Origin of the sequence: Dankookia sp. P2, assembly GCF_050632255.1 — a bacterium.
Classification (GTDB): Bacteria; Pseudomonadota; Alphaproteobacteria; order Acetobacterales; family Acetobacteraceae; genus Paracraurococcus.
The window spans coordinates 4,610,702-4,625,810 of sequence record NZ_CP192581.1 but is presented as its reverse complement, the minus strand read 5'-3'; the positions used below and the strand labels follow the sequence as shown (position 1 = coordinate 4,625,810).

21 protein-coding genes and 1 pseudogene are annotated in these 15,109 nt (G+C 71.1%); 8 read left to right on the top strand and 14 right to left on the bottom strand.

Annotated features, from left to right (window positions below):
• Positions 1 to 94: 94 nt before the first annotated feature.
• Positions 95 to 382 carry a hypothetical protein gene (locus ACQ86J_RS27360; protein WP_431268018.1) on the top strand — a complete coding sequence of 96 codons (288 nt, stop codon included), beginning with the start codon at positions 95 to 97 and terminating at the stop codon, positions 380 to 382.
• A gap of 4 nt (positions 383 to 386) precedes the next feature.
• On the opposite strand, the gene ACQ86J_RS27355 is transcribed toward ACQ86J_RS27360, so the two are convergent.
• The gene (locus ACQ86J_RS27355; protein WP_431268017.1) at positions 387 to 566 is read right to left on the bottom strand and encodes a hypothetical protein; all 180 of its coding nucleotides are present in this window, start codon (positions 564 to 566) and stop codon (positions 387 to 389) included.
• A gap of 128 nt (positions 567 to 694) precedes the next feature.
• On the opposite strand from ACQ86J_RS27355, the gene ACQ86J_RS27350 reads away from it, so the two are divergent.
• The 5 genes from ACQ86J_RS27350 to pcaG all read left to right on the top strand — a co-directional run bounded on the left by ACQ86J_RS27350 (position 695) and on the right by pcaG (position 3,376).
• A complete protein-coding gene (locus ACQ86J_RS27350; protein ID WP_431268016.1) occupies positions 695 to 895 on the top strand; it encodes an alpha/beta fold hydrolase in 201 nt (66 codons plus the stop codon).
• 83 nt (positions 896 to 978) lie between these two features.
• The gene (locus tag ACQ86J_RS27345) at positions 979 to 1,968 is read left to right on the top strand and encodes a Bug family tripartite tricarboxylate transporter substrate binding protein (protein WP_431268015.1); all 990 of its coding nucleotides are present in this window, start codon (positions 979 to 981) and stop codon (positions 1,966 to 1,968) included.
• A gap of 58 nt (positions 1,969 to 2,026) precedes the next feature.
• Complete coding sequence (locus ACQ86J_RS27340; RefSeq protein ID WP_431268014.1) at positions 2,027 to 2,155, top strand: hypothetical protein; 129 nt, start codon at positions 2,027 to 2,029, stop codon at positions 2,153 to 2,155.
• On the top strand, positions 2,152 to 2,742 hold the full coding sequence (locus ACQ86J_RS27335) for a protocatechuate 3,4-dioxygenase subunit beta (RefSeq protein WP_431268013.1): 591 nt from the start codon (positions 2,152 to 2,154) through the stop codon (positions 2,740 to 2,742). Before ACQ86J_RS27340 ends, ACQ86J_RS27335 begins: the two co-directional genes overlap by 4 nt.
• 13 nt (positions 2,743 to 2,755) lie before the next feature.
• Complete coding sequence (gene pcaG / locus ACQ86J_RS27330) at positions 2,756 to 3,376, top strand: protocatechuate 3,4-dioxygenase subunit alpha (protein ID WP_431268012.1); 621 nt, start codon at positions 2,756 to 2,758, stop codon at positions 3,374 to 3,376.
• 214 nt (positions 3,377 to 3,590) lie between these two features.
• On the opposite strand, the gene ACQ86J_RS27325 is transcribed toward pcaG, so the two are convergent.
• Together ACQ86J_RS27325 and ACQ86J_RS27320 are read right to left on the bottom strand one after the other, a co-directional pair.
• On the bottom strand, positions 3,591 to 4,127 hold the full coding sequence (locus ACQ86J_RS27325; RefSeq protein ID WP_431268011.1) for a hypothetical protein: 537 nt from the start codon (positions 4,125 to 4,127) through the stop codon (positions 3,591 to 3,593).
• Positions 4,128 to 4,137: 10 nt separating this feature from the next.
• Complete coding sequence (locus ACQ86J_RS27320) at positions 4,138 to 4,344, bottom strand: ABC transporter substrate binding protein (RefSeq protein WP_431268010.1); 207 nt, start codon at positions 4,342 to 4,344, stop codon at positions 4,138 to 4,140.
• A gap of 361 nt (positions 4,345 to 4,705) precedes the next feature.
• On the opposite strand from ACQ86J_RS27320, the gene ACQ86J_RS27315 reads away from it, so the two are divergent.
• Positions 4,706 to 5,962: a sensor histidine kinase gene (locus ACQ86J_RS27315; protein WP_431268009.1), complete on the top strand. Its 1,257-nt coding sequence runs from the start codon at positions 4,706 to 4,708 to the stop codon at positions 5,960 to 5,962.
• A 330-nt stretch (positions 5,963 to 6,292) separates the two neighbouring features.
• On the opposite strand, the pseudogene ACQ86J_RS27310 reads toward ACQ86J_RS27315, so the two are convergent.
• From ACQ86J_RS27310 to ACQ86J_RS27280, 7 genes and pseudogenes are all read right to left on the bottom strand, one after another.
• Positions 6,293 to 6,768: pseudogene (locus tag ACQ86J_RS27310) on the bottom strand (transposase); the annotation flags it as partial.
• A gap of 220 nt (positions 6,769 to 6,988) precedes the next feature.
• A complete protein-coding gene (locus ACQ86J_RS27305; RefSeq protein ID WP_431268008.1) occupies positions 6,989 to 7,306 on the bottom strand; it encodes a hypothetical protein in 318 nt (105 codons plus the stop codon).
• A 3-nt stretch (positions 7,307 to 7,309) separates the two neighbouring features.
• Positions 7,310 to 7,702, bottom strand: a complete 393-nt coding sequence (locus ACQ86J_RS27300) for a hypothetical protein (RefSeq protein WP_431268007.1) — start codon at positions 7,700 to 7,702, stop codon at positions 7,310 to 7,312.
• A gap of 53 nt (positions 7,703 to 7,755) precedes the next feature.
• The gene (locus tag ACQ86J_RS27295) at positions 7,756 to 8,628 is read right to left on the bottom strand and encodes an NAD(P)-binding domain-containing protein (protein ID WP_431268006.1); all 873 of its coding nucleotides are present in this window, start codon (positions 8,626 to 8,628) and stop codon (positions 7,756 to 7,758) included.
• A complete protein-coding gene (locus tag ACQ86J_RS27290) occupies positions 8,591 to 8,836 on the bottom strand; it encodes an FAD-dependent oxidoreductase (RefSeq protein ID WP_431268005.1) in 246 nt (81 codons plus the stop codon). The genes ACQ86J_RS27295 and ACQ86J_RS27290 overlap by 38 nt, the downstream gene beginning before the upstream one ends.
• Positions 8,829 to 9,920, bottom strand: coding sequence for an ACR3 family arsenite efflux transporter (arsB, locus tag ACQ86J_RS27285; protein WP_431268004.1), 1,092 nt, complete (start codon positions 9,918 to 9,920; stop codon positions 8,829 to 8,831). The genes ACQ86J_RS27290 and arsB overlap by 8 nt, the downstream gene beginning before the upstream one ends.
• A complete protein-coding gene (locus tag ACQ86J_RS27280; protein WP_431268003.1) occupies positions 9,917 to 10,291 on the bottom strand; it encodes an ArsR/SmtB family transcription factor in 375 nt (124 codons plus the stop codon). The genes arsB and ACQ86J_RS27280 overlap by 4 nt, the downstream gene beginning before the upstream one ends.
• Positions 10,292 to 10,368: 77 nt before the next feature.
• On the opposite strand from ACQ86J_RS27280, the gene ACQ86J_RS27275 reads away from it, so the two are divergent.
• Positions 10,369 to 11,619, top strand: coding sequence for an MFS transporter (locus ACQ86J_RS27275; RefSeq protein WP_431268002.1), 1,251 nt, complete (start codon positions 10,369 to 10,371; stop codon positions 11,617 to 11,619).
• Here the strand turns inward: ACQ86J_RS27275 and ACQ86J_RS27270 are convergent.
• From ACQ86J_RS27270 to ACQ86J_RS27255, 4 genes are all read right to left on the bottom strand, one after another.
• The gene (locus ACQ86J_RS27270) at positions 11,531 to 11,944 is read right to left on the bottom strand and encodes a hypothetical protein (RefSeq protein WP_431268001.1); all 414 of its coding nucleotides are present in this window, start codon (positions 11,942 to 11,944) and stop codon (positions 11,531 to 11,533) included. The genes ACQ86J_RS27275 and ACQ86J_RS27270 overlap by 89 nt on opposite strands.
• A 109-nt stretch (positions 11,945 to 12,053) precedes the next feature.
• The gene (locus tag ACQ86J_RS27265) at positions 12,054 to 13,439 is read right to left on the bottom strand and encodes an FAD-dependent oxidoreductase (protein WP_431268000.1); all 1,386 of its coding nucleotides are present in this window, start codon (positions 13,437 to 13,439) and stop codon (positions 12,054 to 12,056) included.
• Positions 13,440 to 13,506: 67 nt separating this feature from the next.
• Positions 13,507 to 13,905: a PadR family transcriptional regulator gene (locus ACQ86J_RS27260; RefSeq protein WP_431267999.1), complete on the bottom strand. Its 399-nt coding sequence runs from the start codon at positions 13,903 to 13,905 to the stop codon at positions 13,507 to 13,509.
• Positions 13,906 to 14,184: 279 nt separating this feature from the next.
• Positions 14,185 to 15,072: an ABC transporter substrate-binding protein gene (locus ACQ86J_RS27255; RefSeq protein ID WP_431267998.1), complete on the bottom strand. Its 888-nt coding sequence runs from the start codon at positions 15,070 to 15,072 to the stop codon at positions 14,185 to 14,187.
• Positions 15,073 to 15,109 lie beyond the last annotated feature (37 nt).

Here is a 15,109-nt window from a genome sequence, read left to right as displayed (position 1 = left end):
TGCCCTATTGACGTAAAGTGGCAATGCGGACTAGGTCCCTGCAGCGGACGTCGAATAGCTCCCGTCGGCACGAGAACCACGGAGGAAACGCACGATGACCGGGAGCAGCACGCCCAAGTCCCGCCGGACCATCGTCGTCGCGCTGGGCCTCGCCCCGGCTGCCGCGTCCGCAGCGGCCTCCGCGCTTGAGCACCATGTCGTGGAGCGCGGCGCGGCGCGCGTCGAGGTGCTGGTCCAGGGCAGCGGGCCGACGGTCGTGCTGCTGCCCTCGCTCGGCCGCGGTGCCGAGGATTTCGACGGCATCGCGCCGCACCTCGCCGCGGCCGGCTTTCGCGTGAGCCGCGCGGCATCGGGCGGTCGGAGGGACCGACCGAGGGCTTGAGTCTCTACGACCTCGCGGCGGACGTCGCGGCGGCAGTCGAAGGAACCGGCGGCGCCGGCGATTCGACCCCCGCCATCGTCGCCGGCCACGCCTTCGGCAACTGGGTCGCCCGCGCGCTCTCCGCCACCCGCCCGAAGCTGGTCCGCGCCGTGGTGCTGCTGGCGGCGTCGATCGGCACGGACATCGATCCCGGCATCCGCGCCTCGATCGACGGCAGCTTCGACCCGGCCCTGCCGGAGGAGAAGCGGTTGCGCCACCTACGGCGGGGTAACTACGCTCGCGGCAACGACGCCCGACCGGCGCTGGCAGCGGGTGGCCGAGCGCGTGCCGGTGCTCTACGTCGCCGCCGCCGAGGACGCGATCGCGCCGCCGCCGACCCTCAAGCGGCTGCGGCAGGAACTCGGCCCGCAGGTCTCGCTGAAGGACGTCCCGCGTGCCGGCCATGCGCTGCTGCCCGAGCAGCCGGAGGCAACCGCCGAGGCGGTCGTCAGGTTCGCGCGCGGGCTGCCATGACCGGCGTCCCCGATTTCCTTCAGCCGCCCCGAAGCCCCCGGGGCTGCCCCAACCGCATCCGCTTCGTCGAGGAAGGACCGACCATGGAACGCCCCGTCACCAGCCGCCGCGCGCTGATCGCGGCACTCGGCGCCTTGCCCGCGACCGCGACCCTGGCCAGGAGCGCCGCGGCGCGGCCCGGCCGCATCGGGCGCGCCATCGTCGGCTTTCCGCCGGGCGGCACCGCAGACATCGTCACCCGCATGTACGTGGAGCAACTGCGCAGTTCCATGGGCAGTCAGATGATCGTGGACAACGGTCCGGGGGCGGGTGGCCGGATAGCGCTGGAAACGCTGAAGCCGCTGCCCGCTGACGGCAGCGCCTTCGTCGTGACCCCGGCGAGCATGCTGACCATCTACCCGCACCTCTATACGAAGACGCTGCGCTACGATCCGGCCAAGGACTTCACGCCGGTGACGCCGGTCTGCATCTTCCCCTTCGGCTTCGCCGTCAGCGCCCGCCACCCGGCGCAGAACGTGCGGGACTTCATCGCCTGGGCGAAGTCCCGCGGGACGGTGGACTGGGCGAGCCCGGTCCCCGGCTCCATGCCGCACTTCATCGGCACCCAGTTCGCGCGGAAGGCGGGGCTTTCGTTGAATCACGTCCCGTACCGCGGCTCGGCGCCGGCCGTGCAGGACCTGCTGGCCAGGACCATCCAGGCCGTGCTGCTGCCGATCGGCGAGTTGACAGCGTTCCACCGCAGCGGCGACGCCCGCCTCCTCGCCATCACCTCGCCCGGACGGCTTCCGCGGCTGCCGGAAGTGCCAACCTTCGCAGAGGCCGGCCTGGGCGAGCTGACCCACGAGGAGTGGTACGGCGCCGTGCTTCCGGCCCAGGCGCCGGCGCAGATCGTCGCCGCGCTGCAGGCCGGTATCGCTACCGCCGCGGCATCCCCCGACATCCGCAACGGGCTCGGCCGGCTCGAGATGTTGCCGCTGGTGCTGGATCCCGATGCGTTCAGGACGCGCATGCTGCGGGAGCGCGACAGCTGGGCGCCCATTGTCGCCGCCTCCGGCTTCAACCCGGACGAATGACGCCCGGGCATTCGCTCCGCTCCACCCGCACGACGTCACCTGTTGAGGACAGGACACCATGAGCGCACAGGATGTACCGAACCGCTTCGATCCATGGCCCACGGGCGTCGAGCCCGAGGTACCGGTCCCCGGCTATCCCAACACCTGGATCTACACGCCCTCCCAGCCGCTGCACCTCGACCGGTGACCCGCACGGAGGCAACGGGCCCGCTCGATCTCCAGCGCAAGCTGCCCTGCGGCGACAGCAACCTGGCGGAGCTCGCGCCCGGCCGGATCGCCATCGGCCAGCTCATGCACCTCTCCGGCCGCATCCTCGACGAGGACGGCCGGCCGGTGCGCGGCGCCATCGTCGAGCTCTGGCAGGCGAACGCGGCGGGGCGCTACTACAACCCGCTGGACCAGCGCGCCGCGCCGCTCGACCCGAACTTCGTCGGCAACGGGCGCGTGCGGACCGATGAGGAGGGCCGCTATGCCTTCTTCACCATCAAGCCGGGCGCCTATCCCGTCCCGGTCAAGGACACCTGGTGGCGACCGCCGCATATCCACTTCTCGGTGCTCGGGCCGTCCTCGCTGTCGCGGCTGGTCACGCAGATGTACTTCGCCGGGGATCCGCTGAACGCGCTCGACCGCATCCTGAACTCGGTGCCCGACGCCGCGGCGCGGGAGCGCCTGATCGCGCGCCACCTGCCGCCGGCGGAGGTCGGCGACGGATGGCTGGGCTTCGCGCATGACATCGTGCTGCGCGGCCGGCACGCCACGCCGGCGACACCGTGAAAGGGACAGAGCCGTGACCACCGATCGCCCGAACGCACCGATGCCGCCAAGCTCTCAGCATACCATCGGCCCGTTCTTCCCGCGCACCTTCTTCCAGAAGGGCGACAACGACCTCACCCGCATCGAGGCCGAGGCGGCGCCGACCCGCCGCGGCGAGGCGATCCTGCTGCGCGGCAGGGTTTTCCGCGAAGTCGGCGTTCCCTGCGTGAACATGATTGTCGAGGCTTGGCAGGCAGATGCCGATGGGCATTTCAACCATCCGCTCGATCCCGAACGGCACCTGGCGGACCCCGGTTTCCTGGGCTGGGGTCGGGCCTGGACCGACGAGGAAGGGCGGTACGAGTTCCGCACGGTAATTCCCGGCGGCTATCCCGACAGCGTCGGTCCGCGCGCGCCGCACATCAACCTGACCGCCATGGGGGCGGGCCTGATGCGGCGGGTGTTGACCACCGTGTTCTTCCCGGACTTCCCGGACGAGAACGCGACCGACCCGGTGCTGTCCCCGCTTCCCGCGCCCCTGCGTGAGCGGCTGGTGGCGGTTCCGGAAGGCGAGGAAGAGGGTGCGCGCGTCTTCCGGTTCGACCTGCGCCTGCGCGGCGCGCCGCATGAGGAGACCCCGTTCTTCGAGGACTGACCGGGTTGCGCTTCCGATGGCCGGGGCCCCCGCGCGCTGCCGCCGTCAACACCCAGCCTGCACGGGAAATGAGGGAGGACTCACAGACAGGCTAACCTTCAGAATGGTCAGGCGGCCCCACTCTCGCGGTGCTGATTGCAGAGACGGCCGCTGGTGCAAGGTACGAGCGGTCATACTGCCGCGACGCCTTGCCCGGGTGTCGCGTGGGCGATGGTCACCCACCCGAACGCGGTGTCCTAGTCCATCCTGACCACGCCATCGCGGCTAAGCTCGAGCTCGGCGAGCAGCGTGCTGGCCAGCACGCTGCGCCGCCACAGCGCTGCTCCTCCTCGGCCGGCGCGTTCAGCAGGAGCTGCTGCTCCATCGGCGCGCCAGCCGGCAGGCCGGGCAGCAGAGCACGGATCCGCGCGAGGACGTCCGGCGCGCGCCAGAGCAGCGGCAGCCACAGCCGGCACACCCCCTTGCGCAATGGCAGCTCGAGCAGCTTGAGGCAGGCGCGCAGCAGCTCGGTTACCTCGGCCGCGGGCTCGGTCAGACCTCCAGCGCGGCCGGCTCCACGCGGAAACATCTCGCGGCCGAGCTGCGGCCGGCGTTCCAGCCATTCGGCCAGGCGCCGCGCCGCCTCGCGGTCCGCCAGCCGCCGGCGCAGGTCGGCGGCCTCGCACTCGGCCGCGGCACTCTCCGCCGTGCCAGCCGGCAGCAGCAGCCAGACTGCCATGATGGTCCACTCGGCCAGCCACGACAGCCGCACCGCCCGGCGCTTACTCGTTCACCCGGTCAGCGCGCCTAACCACCTCCGGCGGGATCGTCATGCTGATCGCCCTGGTCATCTTGAGGTTTACGATCAAGCCGTGCCGCGTGACCGCCTTGACCGACAGGTCGCCGGGTTTGGTGCCCTTGAGGATGCGGTCCACCATTCCCGCCATGCGCCGTGCAGTCTCGAGGATGCTCGTCCCATTGGCGAGCATCGGCTCGTGGACCGCTCCGCCGACGGCAGACATCGAGGAAGCCGCGCCGCCGTCGTCAGTTCGGCAATCCGCTCACCATGGGCGTTGGTGACGGGCAGCTCCAGAACCAGCAGGGCGTCAGCACCTGGCTCGGCTGCGGCGTAGCCGGGCAGGCATACCTCGGCCATGCGGCCGCCCTCCTCATAGCGTTGCCAGAATTTCGGGCCGCCTTTCGCTCCTTTCTGGAAGTTGTCCAGAGCCGGGACTGCGGAGCCGCGATGACTGGCTACTCAACAGTCCTGACGATTGCTCCCGAACCAAGGTAGTACGCTGCCGTTTGTGCTGCCGATGCGTTCTGGCATCTGAATAAGGGCAAGAGGCCGTGCGCGTGGATCAGGGTGACGCAGACGATGAGGTGCCGCCCGGATCCGATCCCCGGGTGCTTCAAGAGGAATTGCAGCGTACGAAGGCTGCGCTGGCTGAGGCCCGGAACGAGGCTGCCGAGGCGAAGGCTCAACTGGATGTGGCCCGGCACGCCGAAGGCGTACTATCGGACTTTGCTGCATCCGCGCCGGCAGCGCTCTGGGTAGCCGACGCCAGGAGTGGGCAAGGCGTCTACGTCTCGCCCGGCGTCGGCTCCCTGCTCTGTGCGGCGCCCGAAGAGGTTCTGCCTGAGGCGGGCCGCTGGCTCGAGCTTGTCCACCCCGATGATCGCCCCGCAGTCAGGGCACGCTTCGAGGCGCTGCTGCGGGGAGAGGCAGCGGAAGTCGCCTATCGCATTTTGCCGCGCGGTGAGGCTGCGGCAGGCGCCACGAGCCGTGCCGCCGCGGCCTGGGTGAGCGATATCGGCTTCCCCATCGCCGACGCGCGTGGGCGCGTGCGGCGCGTGGCTGGCTTCGCCCATGCCGCGGAGGGAGGAACTGGCGAGGAGGGACTGCGGCGCCTACTGCTGGCCGAGCTGAACCACAGGGTCCGCAACGCTCTCGCCGCAGTTCAGTCCGTGGCCGCGCAGACCGCCCGGGTTGCGCCCGACCCTCGCAGCTTCTGGGAAGCCTTTGCAGGGCGGCTCCGCGCCATGGCACGGGCCCACGACATGCTGGCCGGGCGCGGATGGCCTGAAGGGGTCGAGTTACGGGCCTTGGTTGAGGCGGAACTCGCCCCTTATCTGCACGCTGCTGGTCCGTCCGGCCCGACCGCGGAGATCGACGGCCCCTCGGTGCAGCTCCGCCCGGCGATGGCCGTAGCGCTGGCGTTGGCACTCCACGAGCTCGCCACCAATGCGGCCCGGCATGGCGCCCTGTCCGTGCCGACGGGCCGCGTGCGTGTCCATTGGTCCTGCATCGAGACGAGCATTACATCAGAAGGCATGCACAAGGCTCTCACCCGCTCGCTTCGTCTGGAATGGCTGGAGAGCGGTGGCCCCACGCTGCCCGAGCGGCCCGCCAGGCGCGGGTTCGGGGCACGCTTGCTCACGGGCGCTCTTCCAACCCAACTCGGCGGGCACGTATCGCTTGAGTTCGCGGGAAGTGGGTTGCATGCCGTGCTGGAGGCGGCCCTGTCTCCCAAGGGCGAACCGCTCTACGCTCCGCAGGCCGATCCGGCGGCCAATATTGGCAAGAGCAATCCACCGACACCCTAGGTTATCTACCGCATAAACAGACGATGCCATAAGTTGGTTATAAGCAATCTCTGGTTCCGTCGCCTTGATTCGAGAATGACTTCCGAAGTGTCGCCTGCGTAAGAGACGCGCCAAGCTGTCGACATTTGATTCGAGCGGAAGAGGCTTATCGTTGCGGGTATGGCTAGCCTAGGTGTCGCAGAATTCGGCTCTCATCCTGCCGCCGAGAAGCCGTTTTCTAATAAGTATGAATAGACTCGCGGTGGGGTGAGCAGCGGCGGCGGTCCGCAGCGTTCGATGGGGTGTCTGACGTCCCTCAAGGCTGCCGATGTGGACCCCCGCCGCCCGGGCTTAGCTTGCGCGCCCGGACCAGCCCTGCACACCCCGCGTTAGAGCGGCTTCCGATCGGTCTGCATCGTATCTGGCGGCAGCGAAGTAGTTGGCGCATTCGGTTGGCGTGAAGGTTGGGACGATGCGGCCGATCGTGGCCCAGAGGCCGTTGAGCGTGCGTTCGGCGGCCTTTCGGAGCGTGGCCTTCAGCTTGGCGAAGGCATTCTCGATTGGGCCAAAGTCGGGGCTGTAGGGCGGAAGGTAGAGCAGGCTCGCACCCGCCGCCTCGACCGTATCCTGACGCCCACGCCCTTGTGGCTGCCGAGGTTGTCCATGACCACGACATCGCCGGGCCGCAGTTCGGGCACGAGCATCTGGTCGACATAGGTCTGGAGGAGCTCGCCGTTGATCGGCCCGTCCAGCACCATGGGCGCGGCCATGCCCGTGTTGCGCAGGCCTGCGACGAAGGTCGTGGTCTTCCAGTGCCCGCTCAACACCTGCGATGCCGTGATCGATGCCCTCCGCAACGCCTGGACTGCACTCACCGCCGAGCGAAGTCGCAGCTTGGCCAGCTACCCCTACCTGCAGCAGGTCAAGGTTCAGGCGGGTTGGACTCAGTCCGGCCCTGCGACGGAGCAGCCAGGGCAAGCGACGCGAACGCCGCGACGAGCAGTCCCATTCTCATCCAGACCTCCTGGTCCAAGACTTGGGCAAGCGTCATTCGGAAAACTCTTCGGCCAGGCTGCGCCCATTTTTGTCGCGCAGCAGGTGCAGCGCGACGCCTGCGGCGCCGAGGACGGTGAGGGCGCTGGCCAGGAACACCCCGCCCAATCCAGCCCAGCCCGCGATCAGCCCAAGCGCAGGGCTGCCGAAGCCGAGCGCCACGTCGAGGACGGCGTTGTAGGCGCCCATGCCCAAGCCGCGGCTCTGTGGCGGCGCCCGACGGACTGCTTCGATGCCCGGGCCCGGGTAGACCAGCGCGAAGCCAAGCCCGGCGAGCGACGCCCCGACCGCGGCCGCGGCGCGGGTCGGCACCAGTTAGATGAGCGCCAGTCCGGCCGCCTCGATCGGCACGGGAGCCAGCGCAACCCTCGCCCCGCTGAGCCTGTCCGGCACGTGACCCAGGAACAGGCGAGCCGCGACCAGGGAAGCCGCGAAGGCGCTGAAGAGGAGCCAGACCACCCGGGCCACCTTGAGAATCGCCGGGCGGGTACCATGCTGCGGCGGAATGGAAGCAAGGGGTACGACGAGCGCGATGGCCGCAAACGGAACCAGCGTCGTCGAGGCCGCAATCGCCGGGACGCCATCGACGGCGTAGAGGGTGGTCCCCACGGGAGCCCCGAGCGCGAGAGCGGCGAACATAGCCATCCCGCCCCAGGCGGTCACCCGTCCCGCATTCTCCGGACCGGCAAGGGTCAGTGCCCAGCTCACCCCGCCTGTGACGATGAAGCGCTCAACAGCGCCGAGGAGTGCACGCCGGTCCGTCAGCCCAGGGCCGCCGCGACCTCGGCGACCGTCGCCCGCGCTGTCCGGGTGATGCCGGCAAGGGTGGCGGAGGCCATGCCCGTCCAGTCGCCGTAACCGAGCAACCAGAGCCGCGGCTCGCCAAGTGCCCGGCCACCCGGCGCGACAGGGGCGCGGCCATCCGGCGCCAGGATGCCCAGCGGTGCCAAGTGATCGAGGGCCGGGCGGAAGCCGGTGCACCAGAGGATCGCGTCCGCCGCGATGCGCGCGCCGTCCGGCCAGACTGCGCTCTCCGCCTCCAGCCGCACGAAGGGCCGCCGGCTGCCGGAGAGGGCACCGCGCGCCCGCGCCTCCCGTACCGGCGGAACCATGACGATGTCGCCGAGGCCGCCCTGCAGCGCCGGCGGCTGGCGTCCCTCGCGCTCGGCCTGCCAGCGGGCGGTGGCGCGCTCGAACAGTACGCGGCCATCCACGTCATTGGGCAGGAAGACCGGCTCGTGCTCGGTGATCCAGATCGTTCGCGCGGCCACGCGCGACACCTCGGCCAGGATCTGCGCGCCGGGATTGCCGCCGCCGACGACCAGCACGGAGCGGCCGGCGAAAGCCTCGGGCCGCCGGTAGTCCGCCGAATGCACCTGGATGCCGCGGAAGAGGTCGCGGCCCGGCACGGCCGGGATGAAGGGGCGGCTCCAGGTGCCGGTGGCGCTGATCACCGCCCGCACCCGCCAAGCGGCGCCGCTCTCGGCTTCCAGCAGCAGCCCGTCGGCGGTGCGGCGGACGGCCGCGATGCGGACCGGCCGGTTCACCGCCAGGGCGTAGCGGGCCTCATAGGCGGCGAGATAGGCGACCACCGCGTCACGCGGCGGATAGGTCGAGGCGTTGGGCGATGGCATTGGCCAGCCCGGGAGCGAAGCTCCACTGCGCCGGCGAGAACAGCGTCAGCGAGTCCCAGGCATGCTGCCAGGCACCGCCCGGCTGCCTGCCGGCGTCGAGGATCGCGAAGGCGAGGCCGGTGCGTCGGAGGAAGTAGCCGGCCGCGAGCCCGGACTGGCCGCCGCCGATGACGGCGACATCCAGACGTTCGATCGGCGCTTCAGGCACGGGCGCCGCGGCCTGCCTCCGCCTGGATCGCGGCATCGCCGGGGAACCACGATTGCCCGAGCCGCAGCGCGACACTCACCAGCAGCACCAGTACCGGCACCTCCACCAGCGGTCCGATGACCGTGGCGAAGGCCACCGGCGAGGCCAGGCCGAAGGCGGCGATGGCGACCGCGATCGCCAGCTCGAAGTTGTTCGAGGCCGCGGTGAAGGCGACCGCCGTCGTCCGCGGATAGTCGGCCCGGATCCAGCGCCCCATGGCGAAGGAGACCAGGAACATGACGAGGAAGTAGATCGCCAGCGGCAGGGCGATGCGCAGTGCATCCAGCGGCAGGCGCAGCACCTCGCCGCCCTTCAGCGCGAACATGGCGAGGATGGTGAAGAGCAGCGCCGCGAGGGTGATGGGCCCGATCCGCGGGAGGAAGCGGCTGCGGTACCACTCCTCCCCGCGCCGGGCGATAAGCGTCCGTCGCGTCAGGAAGCCGGCGGCGAAGGGCAGGCCGAGATAGAGCAGCACGGCGCCGGCGATGGTGCCGAACCCGACCTCCACCACGCGCCCCTCCAGCCCGACCAGTGGCGGCAGGACCGAGAGGAAGAACCAGGCATAGGCGCCGAAGAAGACGAGCTGGAAGAGGCTGTTGAAGGCGACCAGCCCGGCGACGTACTGCCCATCCCCGCGGGCGAGCTGGTTCCAGACCAGCACCATGGCGATGCAGCGGGCCAGGCCGATCAGGATCAGCCCGGTCATGTATTCCGGCCGATCGGAGAGGAAGAGCACGGCCAGGGCGAACATCAGCACCGGCCCGATCAGCCAGTTCTGCACCAGCGAGAGCAGCAGGATGCGCTTGTCGCGGAAGACCTCCGGGAGCGCCTCATATCGCACGCGGGCGAGCGGCGGGTACATCATCAGGATCAGCCCGACGGCGATCGGCAGGTTGGTGCCGTTCACCGAGAGGGCGTCGAGCGCCGCCGGCAGGCCCGGCACCAGCGCGCCGAGGGCGATGCCCGCCGCCATGGCCGCGAAGATCCAGAGGGTGAGCCAGCGGTCGAGGAAGGACAGGCGGCGGGGCACGGCTTCGGCGGTCATGCGCGGTCTCCGGGCTGGCAGCCGGCCGGCCCGGCGCAGGCGGCAAGGGGAAGGGCAGCGTCGAGCAGCGGCGCGCAGGCCTCCGGCCGGCCGCCGCAGCACTGCTCGACCAGGAAGCCGACGAGGTCGCGGATGCCGCCGAGCTCGATGGCGTAGTGGATCACGCGGCCCTCGCGGCGCGACCGCACCAGGCCGGCGCGGGCGAGGATGGCGAGGTGGGTGGACATGGTGTTGCTCGGGGTGCCGATGCGGCGGGCGACCTCCCCGGCCGGCAGCCCGTCCGGCCCACACTCCATCAGCAGGCGGAAGGTGCGAAGGCGGGTGTCCTGGGCGAGCGCGCCCAGTGCCTCCACAGCGACTTTTTCATCCATGATTCGAGATTACCGGAAATCTTAGGGCAAGCAATCCGGCCCTGCCCAGCGTCCGGGATGGCCGCTAGCATCGTGCCGTGACCGAGAAGACCGAGTCCCGCAGCGCGCCACGCTTCACCGCCGCCGTTGTCGCGGCGCAGGTGCTGGCGCAGATCGGCGCCTTCACCCTGCCGGCGCTGTTGCCGGGTTTCATCGCCCGATGGTCGCTTTCCGCGACCGAGGCGGGCTGGCTGATCGGCACCTTCTTCGCCGCCTATGTCGCCGCGGTTCCGATGCTGGTCGCACTCACGGACCGCGTGCCGGCGCGCCGCATCTACCTGCTCGGCACCGGCCTCACCGCCCTCTCGCATCTCGGCTTCGCGCTGGTTGCGGACGGGTTCTGGAGCGGTCTCGCGCTGCGGGCCGTCGCCGGCATCGGCTGGGCCGGCTGCTATATGCCGGGGCTGAAGGCGATCGCCGACCGGCTGGAGGGCACGGTGCAGTCCCGGGCGGTGACTTGGCACGCCGCGGGCGTCGGCATCGCCGGTGCCGCATCCTTCCTCGTCGCAGGCGCGCTGGATGCGCTGGCGGGGCCGCGGGCGGCCTTCCTGTTCGGCACGGGCGCGGCCGCCACGGCCTTCTGCATCGGCGCCGTGGTCATGCCGGGGACGCCGCCGCACCGGGCTGCCGCGCCCGGTGCGCTGCTCGACTTCCGGCCGGTCTTCCGCAACCGCGCCGCCATGGCGTGGATCGCCGGGTACACCGTCCATACCTGGGAACTGGCGGCGCTGCGGGCCTGGGGCGTCACTTTCTTCGCCGCCGTCATCGCGCGGCAGGGCGCGCCGGACTGGCTGCCGGGGCCGAGCGTGCTGTTCACCGCCGCGGGCCTGCTGGGGATCGCGGTTTCGATCACGGGCAACGAGGCGGCGCAGCGGCTGGGCCGCGCCCGGCTGGTCGCGGCGGCGATGGGCAGCGCCGCGGTCCTGTCCCTCCTGACGGGCTGGTCGGCGCTGGTTTCCGCCCCGCTTGCCGCCGCCTGCGTGCTGGCCTGGAACGCCGCGATCTACCTCGACAGTTCGGCGCTGACAGCCGGGACGGTGCAGGCGGCGGAGGCGGACCGCCGCGGCGCCACCATGGGGTTGCACAGCATGTGCGGCTATGCCGGCGGCTTCCTCGGCCCGCTCGGCGTCGGCCTGGCGCTGGATTTGGCGGGCGACGGCGCGATCGGGTGGGGCCTGGCCTTCGGCCATCTGGGGGCGGTCACGCTGGCCGGCCTGCTGATCCTGCGGCGGGTCGGGCAGCGCCCCGCAGCGCCACCGGCAGCAGCGGCACGCCCAGCCGGCCCATGAGGATCGCGTCGCCCTCCTTGCCGAAGAGCACGAGCGGCGCGGCGCCGCGCAGGATGGCGCGCAGCCCGCTGCCCATGCCGCAGCAGAGGATGGCGGCGGCGGCGGCCCAGCCCGGCGCGAGCAGCAGGAGCAGCGTGCCGAGCGCGACGAGGCCGGAGGAGGCGACCAGGGTCCAGACGGGATGCGCCTTGCGGCCGAAGGCCATCTCCAGCACGCGGCCGCCGACCTGGGCCGGCCCAACCAGCGCGCCGAGGGCCACCGCGGCGGCCAGGTCCAGCCCGCGCGCCTGCAGCAAGGTCAGCAGGTGCACGGCAACCACCGTCATCACGCCCTAGGCCAGGGTGTCGATCAGGGCCAGCAGGGTGAAGCCGAAGCTTTGGTCCGGGCGCAACGGTCCGGGCGCGCCGCGGCGGCCAGCGCGGTCGCGGCACTCATCAGCCGCAGCAGCCGGACTTCGGAGCGGCGGCGACGGCCGGCATCGCGGCGGGGGCGCCACAACACCCGGAGGCCGCCAGGGGCGCGACCTCCACCGCCGGCGCGCAGCAGGCCGAACCGCCTGCTGTCGGCCGGTCGGTCGAGCAGACGCCCGTCTCCGGCAATTCGAGCCGGACCTCGCGCGCCGCCTGCCAGTCGCCGGCGAGCGCGGCGGCGATGCTGCGCACCTGCTCATGGCCCGTCGCCAGCAGGAAGGTCGGCGCGCGGCCGTAGCTCTTCATGCCGGCAATCCAGAAGCCGGCCTCCGGGTGGCGCAGCTCCGCCTCGCCATGCGGGCGGACGGTGCCGCAGGAATGCAGGTTGGGGTCGATCAGCGGGGCGAGGGCGGGCGTCGCTTCCACCGCCGGGTCGAGTCCGAGGCGGACCTCCCGCAGGAAGGACAGGTCGGGGCGGAAGCCGGCGGCGACGATCATTCGGTCAGCCTGCGCCGTGGTCACCCGCTCGCCCTGGCGGCCGGTGACGGCCAGCGCCTCGCCGTCCCGCGCGATGCGGTCGATCAGGAAGGGCGCGAGGGCGGTGACGGCGCCGCTCTCGACGAGCGCCTGCGCCCGGGCGCCGAGGTCGCCGCGCTGGGCCAGGCCGTCGCGCGCGCCGCCGCCGAAATCCACGGCGCCCAGAGGCCGGCGGAAGGCCCAGAGGATGGACGTGCCCGGGGCCTGCTTCGCCAGTTCGACCAGATCCAGGACCGCATTCATGGCGGAGTGGCCAGCGCCGACCACCAGCGTCGTGACACCGGCATAGGTGTCCCGCGCCGTGCCCAGCGCATCGGGGATACCGTAGGCGATGCGCTCGGCCTGCCGCGCCTCGCCCGGCGCGGGCATGCCATGGGCGCCGGCCGGGTTCGGGGCATCCCAGGTGCCGGAGCAGTCGATCACCGCCCGCGCCCGCACCGCCTGGATGCCGCAGCAGGTCTCGACGTGCAGGACGAAGGGCGCGGCGTCACGGCCGGCGCCGTCATGCAGGCGGCCATGGTCCGCGCGCGCCACGCCGACGACCCGGGTGCCGGTGCGGATTCGGCCGCGCAGCGCCGGCGTGGCGGCCAGCGGCGCCAGGTAATCCCGCACCAGCTTCGCGCCGGTCGGGTAGGCCTCCGGGTCGGGCGCCGACCAGCCCTCCGCCTCCAGCAGCGCGCGGGTGGCAGCGTCGGTGTTGTAGCGCCAGGGGGAGAACATCCGCACATGGCCCCAGGCGCGCACGGCGGCGCCGATCCCTGGTCCCGCCTCCAGCACCAGCGGCTCCAGCCCGCGGGCGAGGAGATGGGCCGCGGCGGCGAGGCCGACGGGCCCGGCCCCGATGACCACGACGGGAAGGCAGGCCTCGGTCATGGCTATTCTCCTTTAGGCATAGAGGGTCGAGGTATCGTGACCTGATGCGGGTCCGCGAAGCAGCGCATCAGCAGCAATCCTTGCGGCTGCGGGCGTTCCGCCGGGCGGCGAAGGCGCGGCCGGTGTCCTGCAGGGCGGCAGTGGCCTCCATCCAGGCCTCCAGCGCCACATGGAAGGCGGCGCGCCCGGCCTCGGTCAGGGCATAGACCCGGCGCTGGCGGCCCTGCACCACCTCCTCGGTCGCGGTGACGAAGCCGCCGGCCTCGAACTCGCGCAGGACGGGGTAGATCGTGCCCTCGGTCGGCGAGCAGCAGCCGCCTGTCACCCGTTCCACGGCGCGGGCCACGTCGTAGCCGTGCATCGGGCCGTCCTGCAGAACGCGCAGGATGAAGAACTTGGAGAGGCCCATCTTGATCGTGCCGGCCCAGTAGTCGCGCGACGCATAGTCCACACGGGCTGGCGGCAAGCGGCGGAGAGGTTCCATGTCGAAAGCCTATGCCTTGCACCTCTATGCATCAAGCCCGGACTGATCCCGGGTGCCTGCCAGCGAAGTTGCAACAATCAAAGACCGAGTTGCCCTCGGCGTTTTCGCTACGAACTCGCACCAAATATCGCGCGCGTAACAGTGCCAAAACTCCTCACGTGCTGTTTGCAGCGCCGCAGCTGGCTAGTGGATTACGCCTGACGGAGAGCCCAAACAGGGACTCCGTTGCTCGGCTCGGTATGTCGGTCTGTCTCCCAAGCCTTACTTGATCACCCGGTCGGCGCGCCCAAGGATCTCGGGTGGGATGGTCACACCGATCTCCTGCGCCACTTTGAGGTTGACGACCAAGCCGTGCCGCGTGACCGCCTCGACGGGCAGGTCGCCAGGGCGTGCGCCGCGCAGGATGCGGTCCACCATTCCCGCCATGCGCCCTGCCGCCTCAAGGATGCTGGTCCCGTAGGCAATCATCGGCGCGTAGGCCGCCCGGTCCGCGGCGAACATCGAGGGAAGCCGCATCGCCCTGGCCAGCTCGGCGATCCGCCCGGCATGGGCATTGGTGACGGGCACTTCCAGGACCAGCAGAGCCCCTGCGCCCGCCTGCCGGATGGCCGCGAAAGCACCGTCTAGGTCCGGGGCAGGCCCTTGCAGCAGCAGCGCCTGCGGGTGCAGGCCTTCGGCCTTCGCCGCAGCTTCGTTGGCAGCCATCAGCGCCCCCCTGATGGCCGCGTCGCCGAGGATCGCCACCCGCTGGAGCCCGGGAATAGTCTCCTTCAGCAGCCGCATCTGGCTGCGGGGCTGCTCCGGGTCGAAGCTGGTCACCCCCGTGACGTTTCCGCCGGGCCGCTCCATAACACGGACCAATTCGTCCTCGACCGCATCGACTACCACGGTGAAGACGATGGGGATGTCGGCGGTCGCCCGCATCGCCGCCCGGGCCGTCACGGCACCGACGACGGCGATGACATCGACGCCAAGCCCGACCAAGTCGGCCGCGAGGTCGGGCAGCCGGGCCATCTGGTTCGTGAATCGGGCTTCGAGGGCGATGTCCCTCCCCTCGACGTAGCCCAGCTTCGCGCAGGCCTTCACGGAATGCGTCGAGCGGGGGTTGGAACCAGGCGCAGCGGGGAGCATCACCCCGATCTGCGGCATCCTCGTGGCCTGTCTTGCTGACGGAACCATGGCGAGC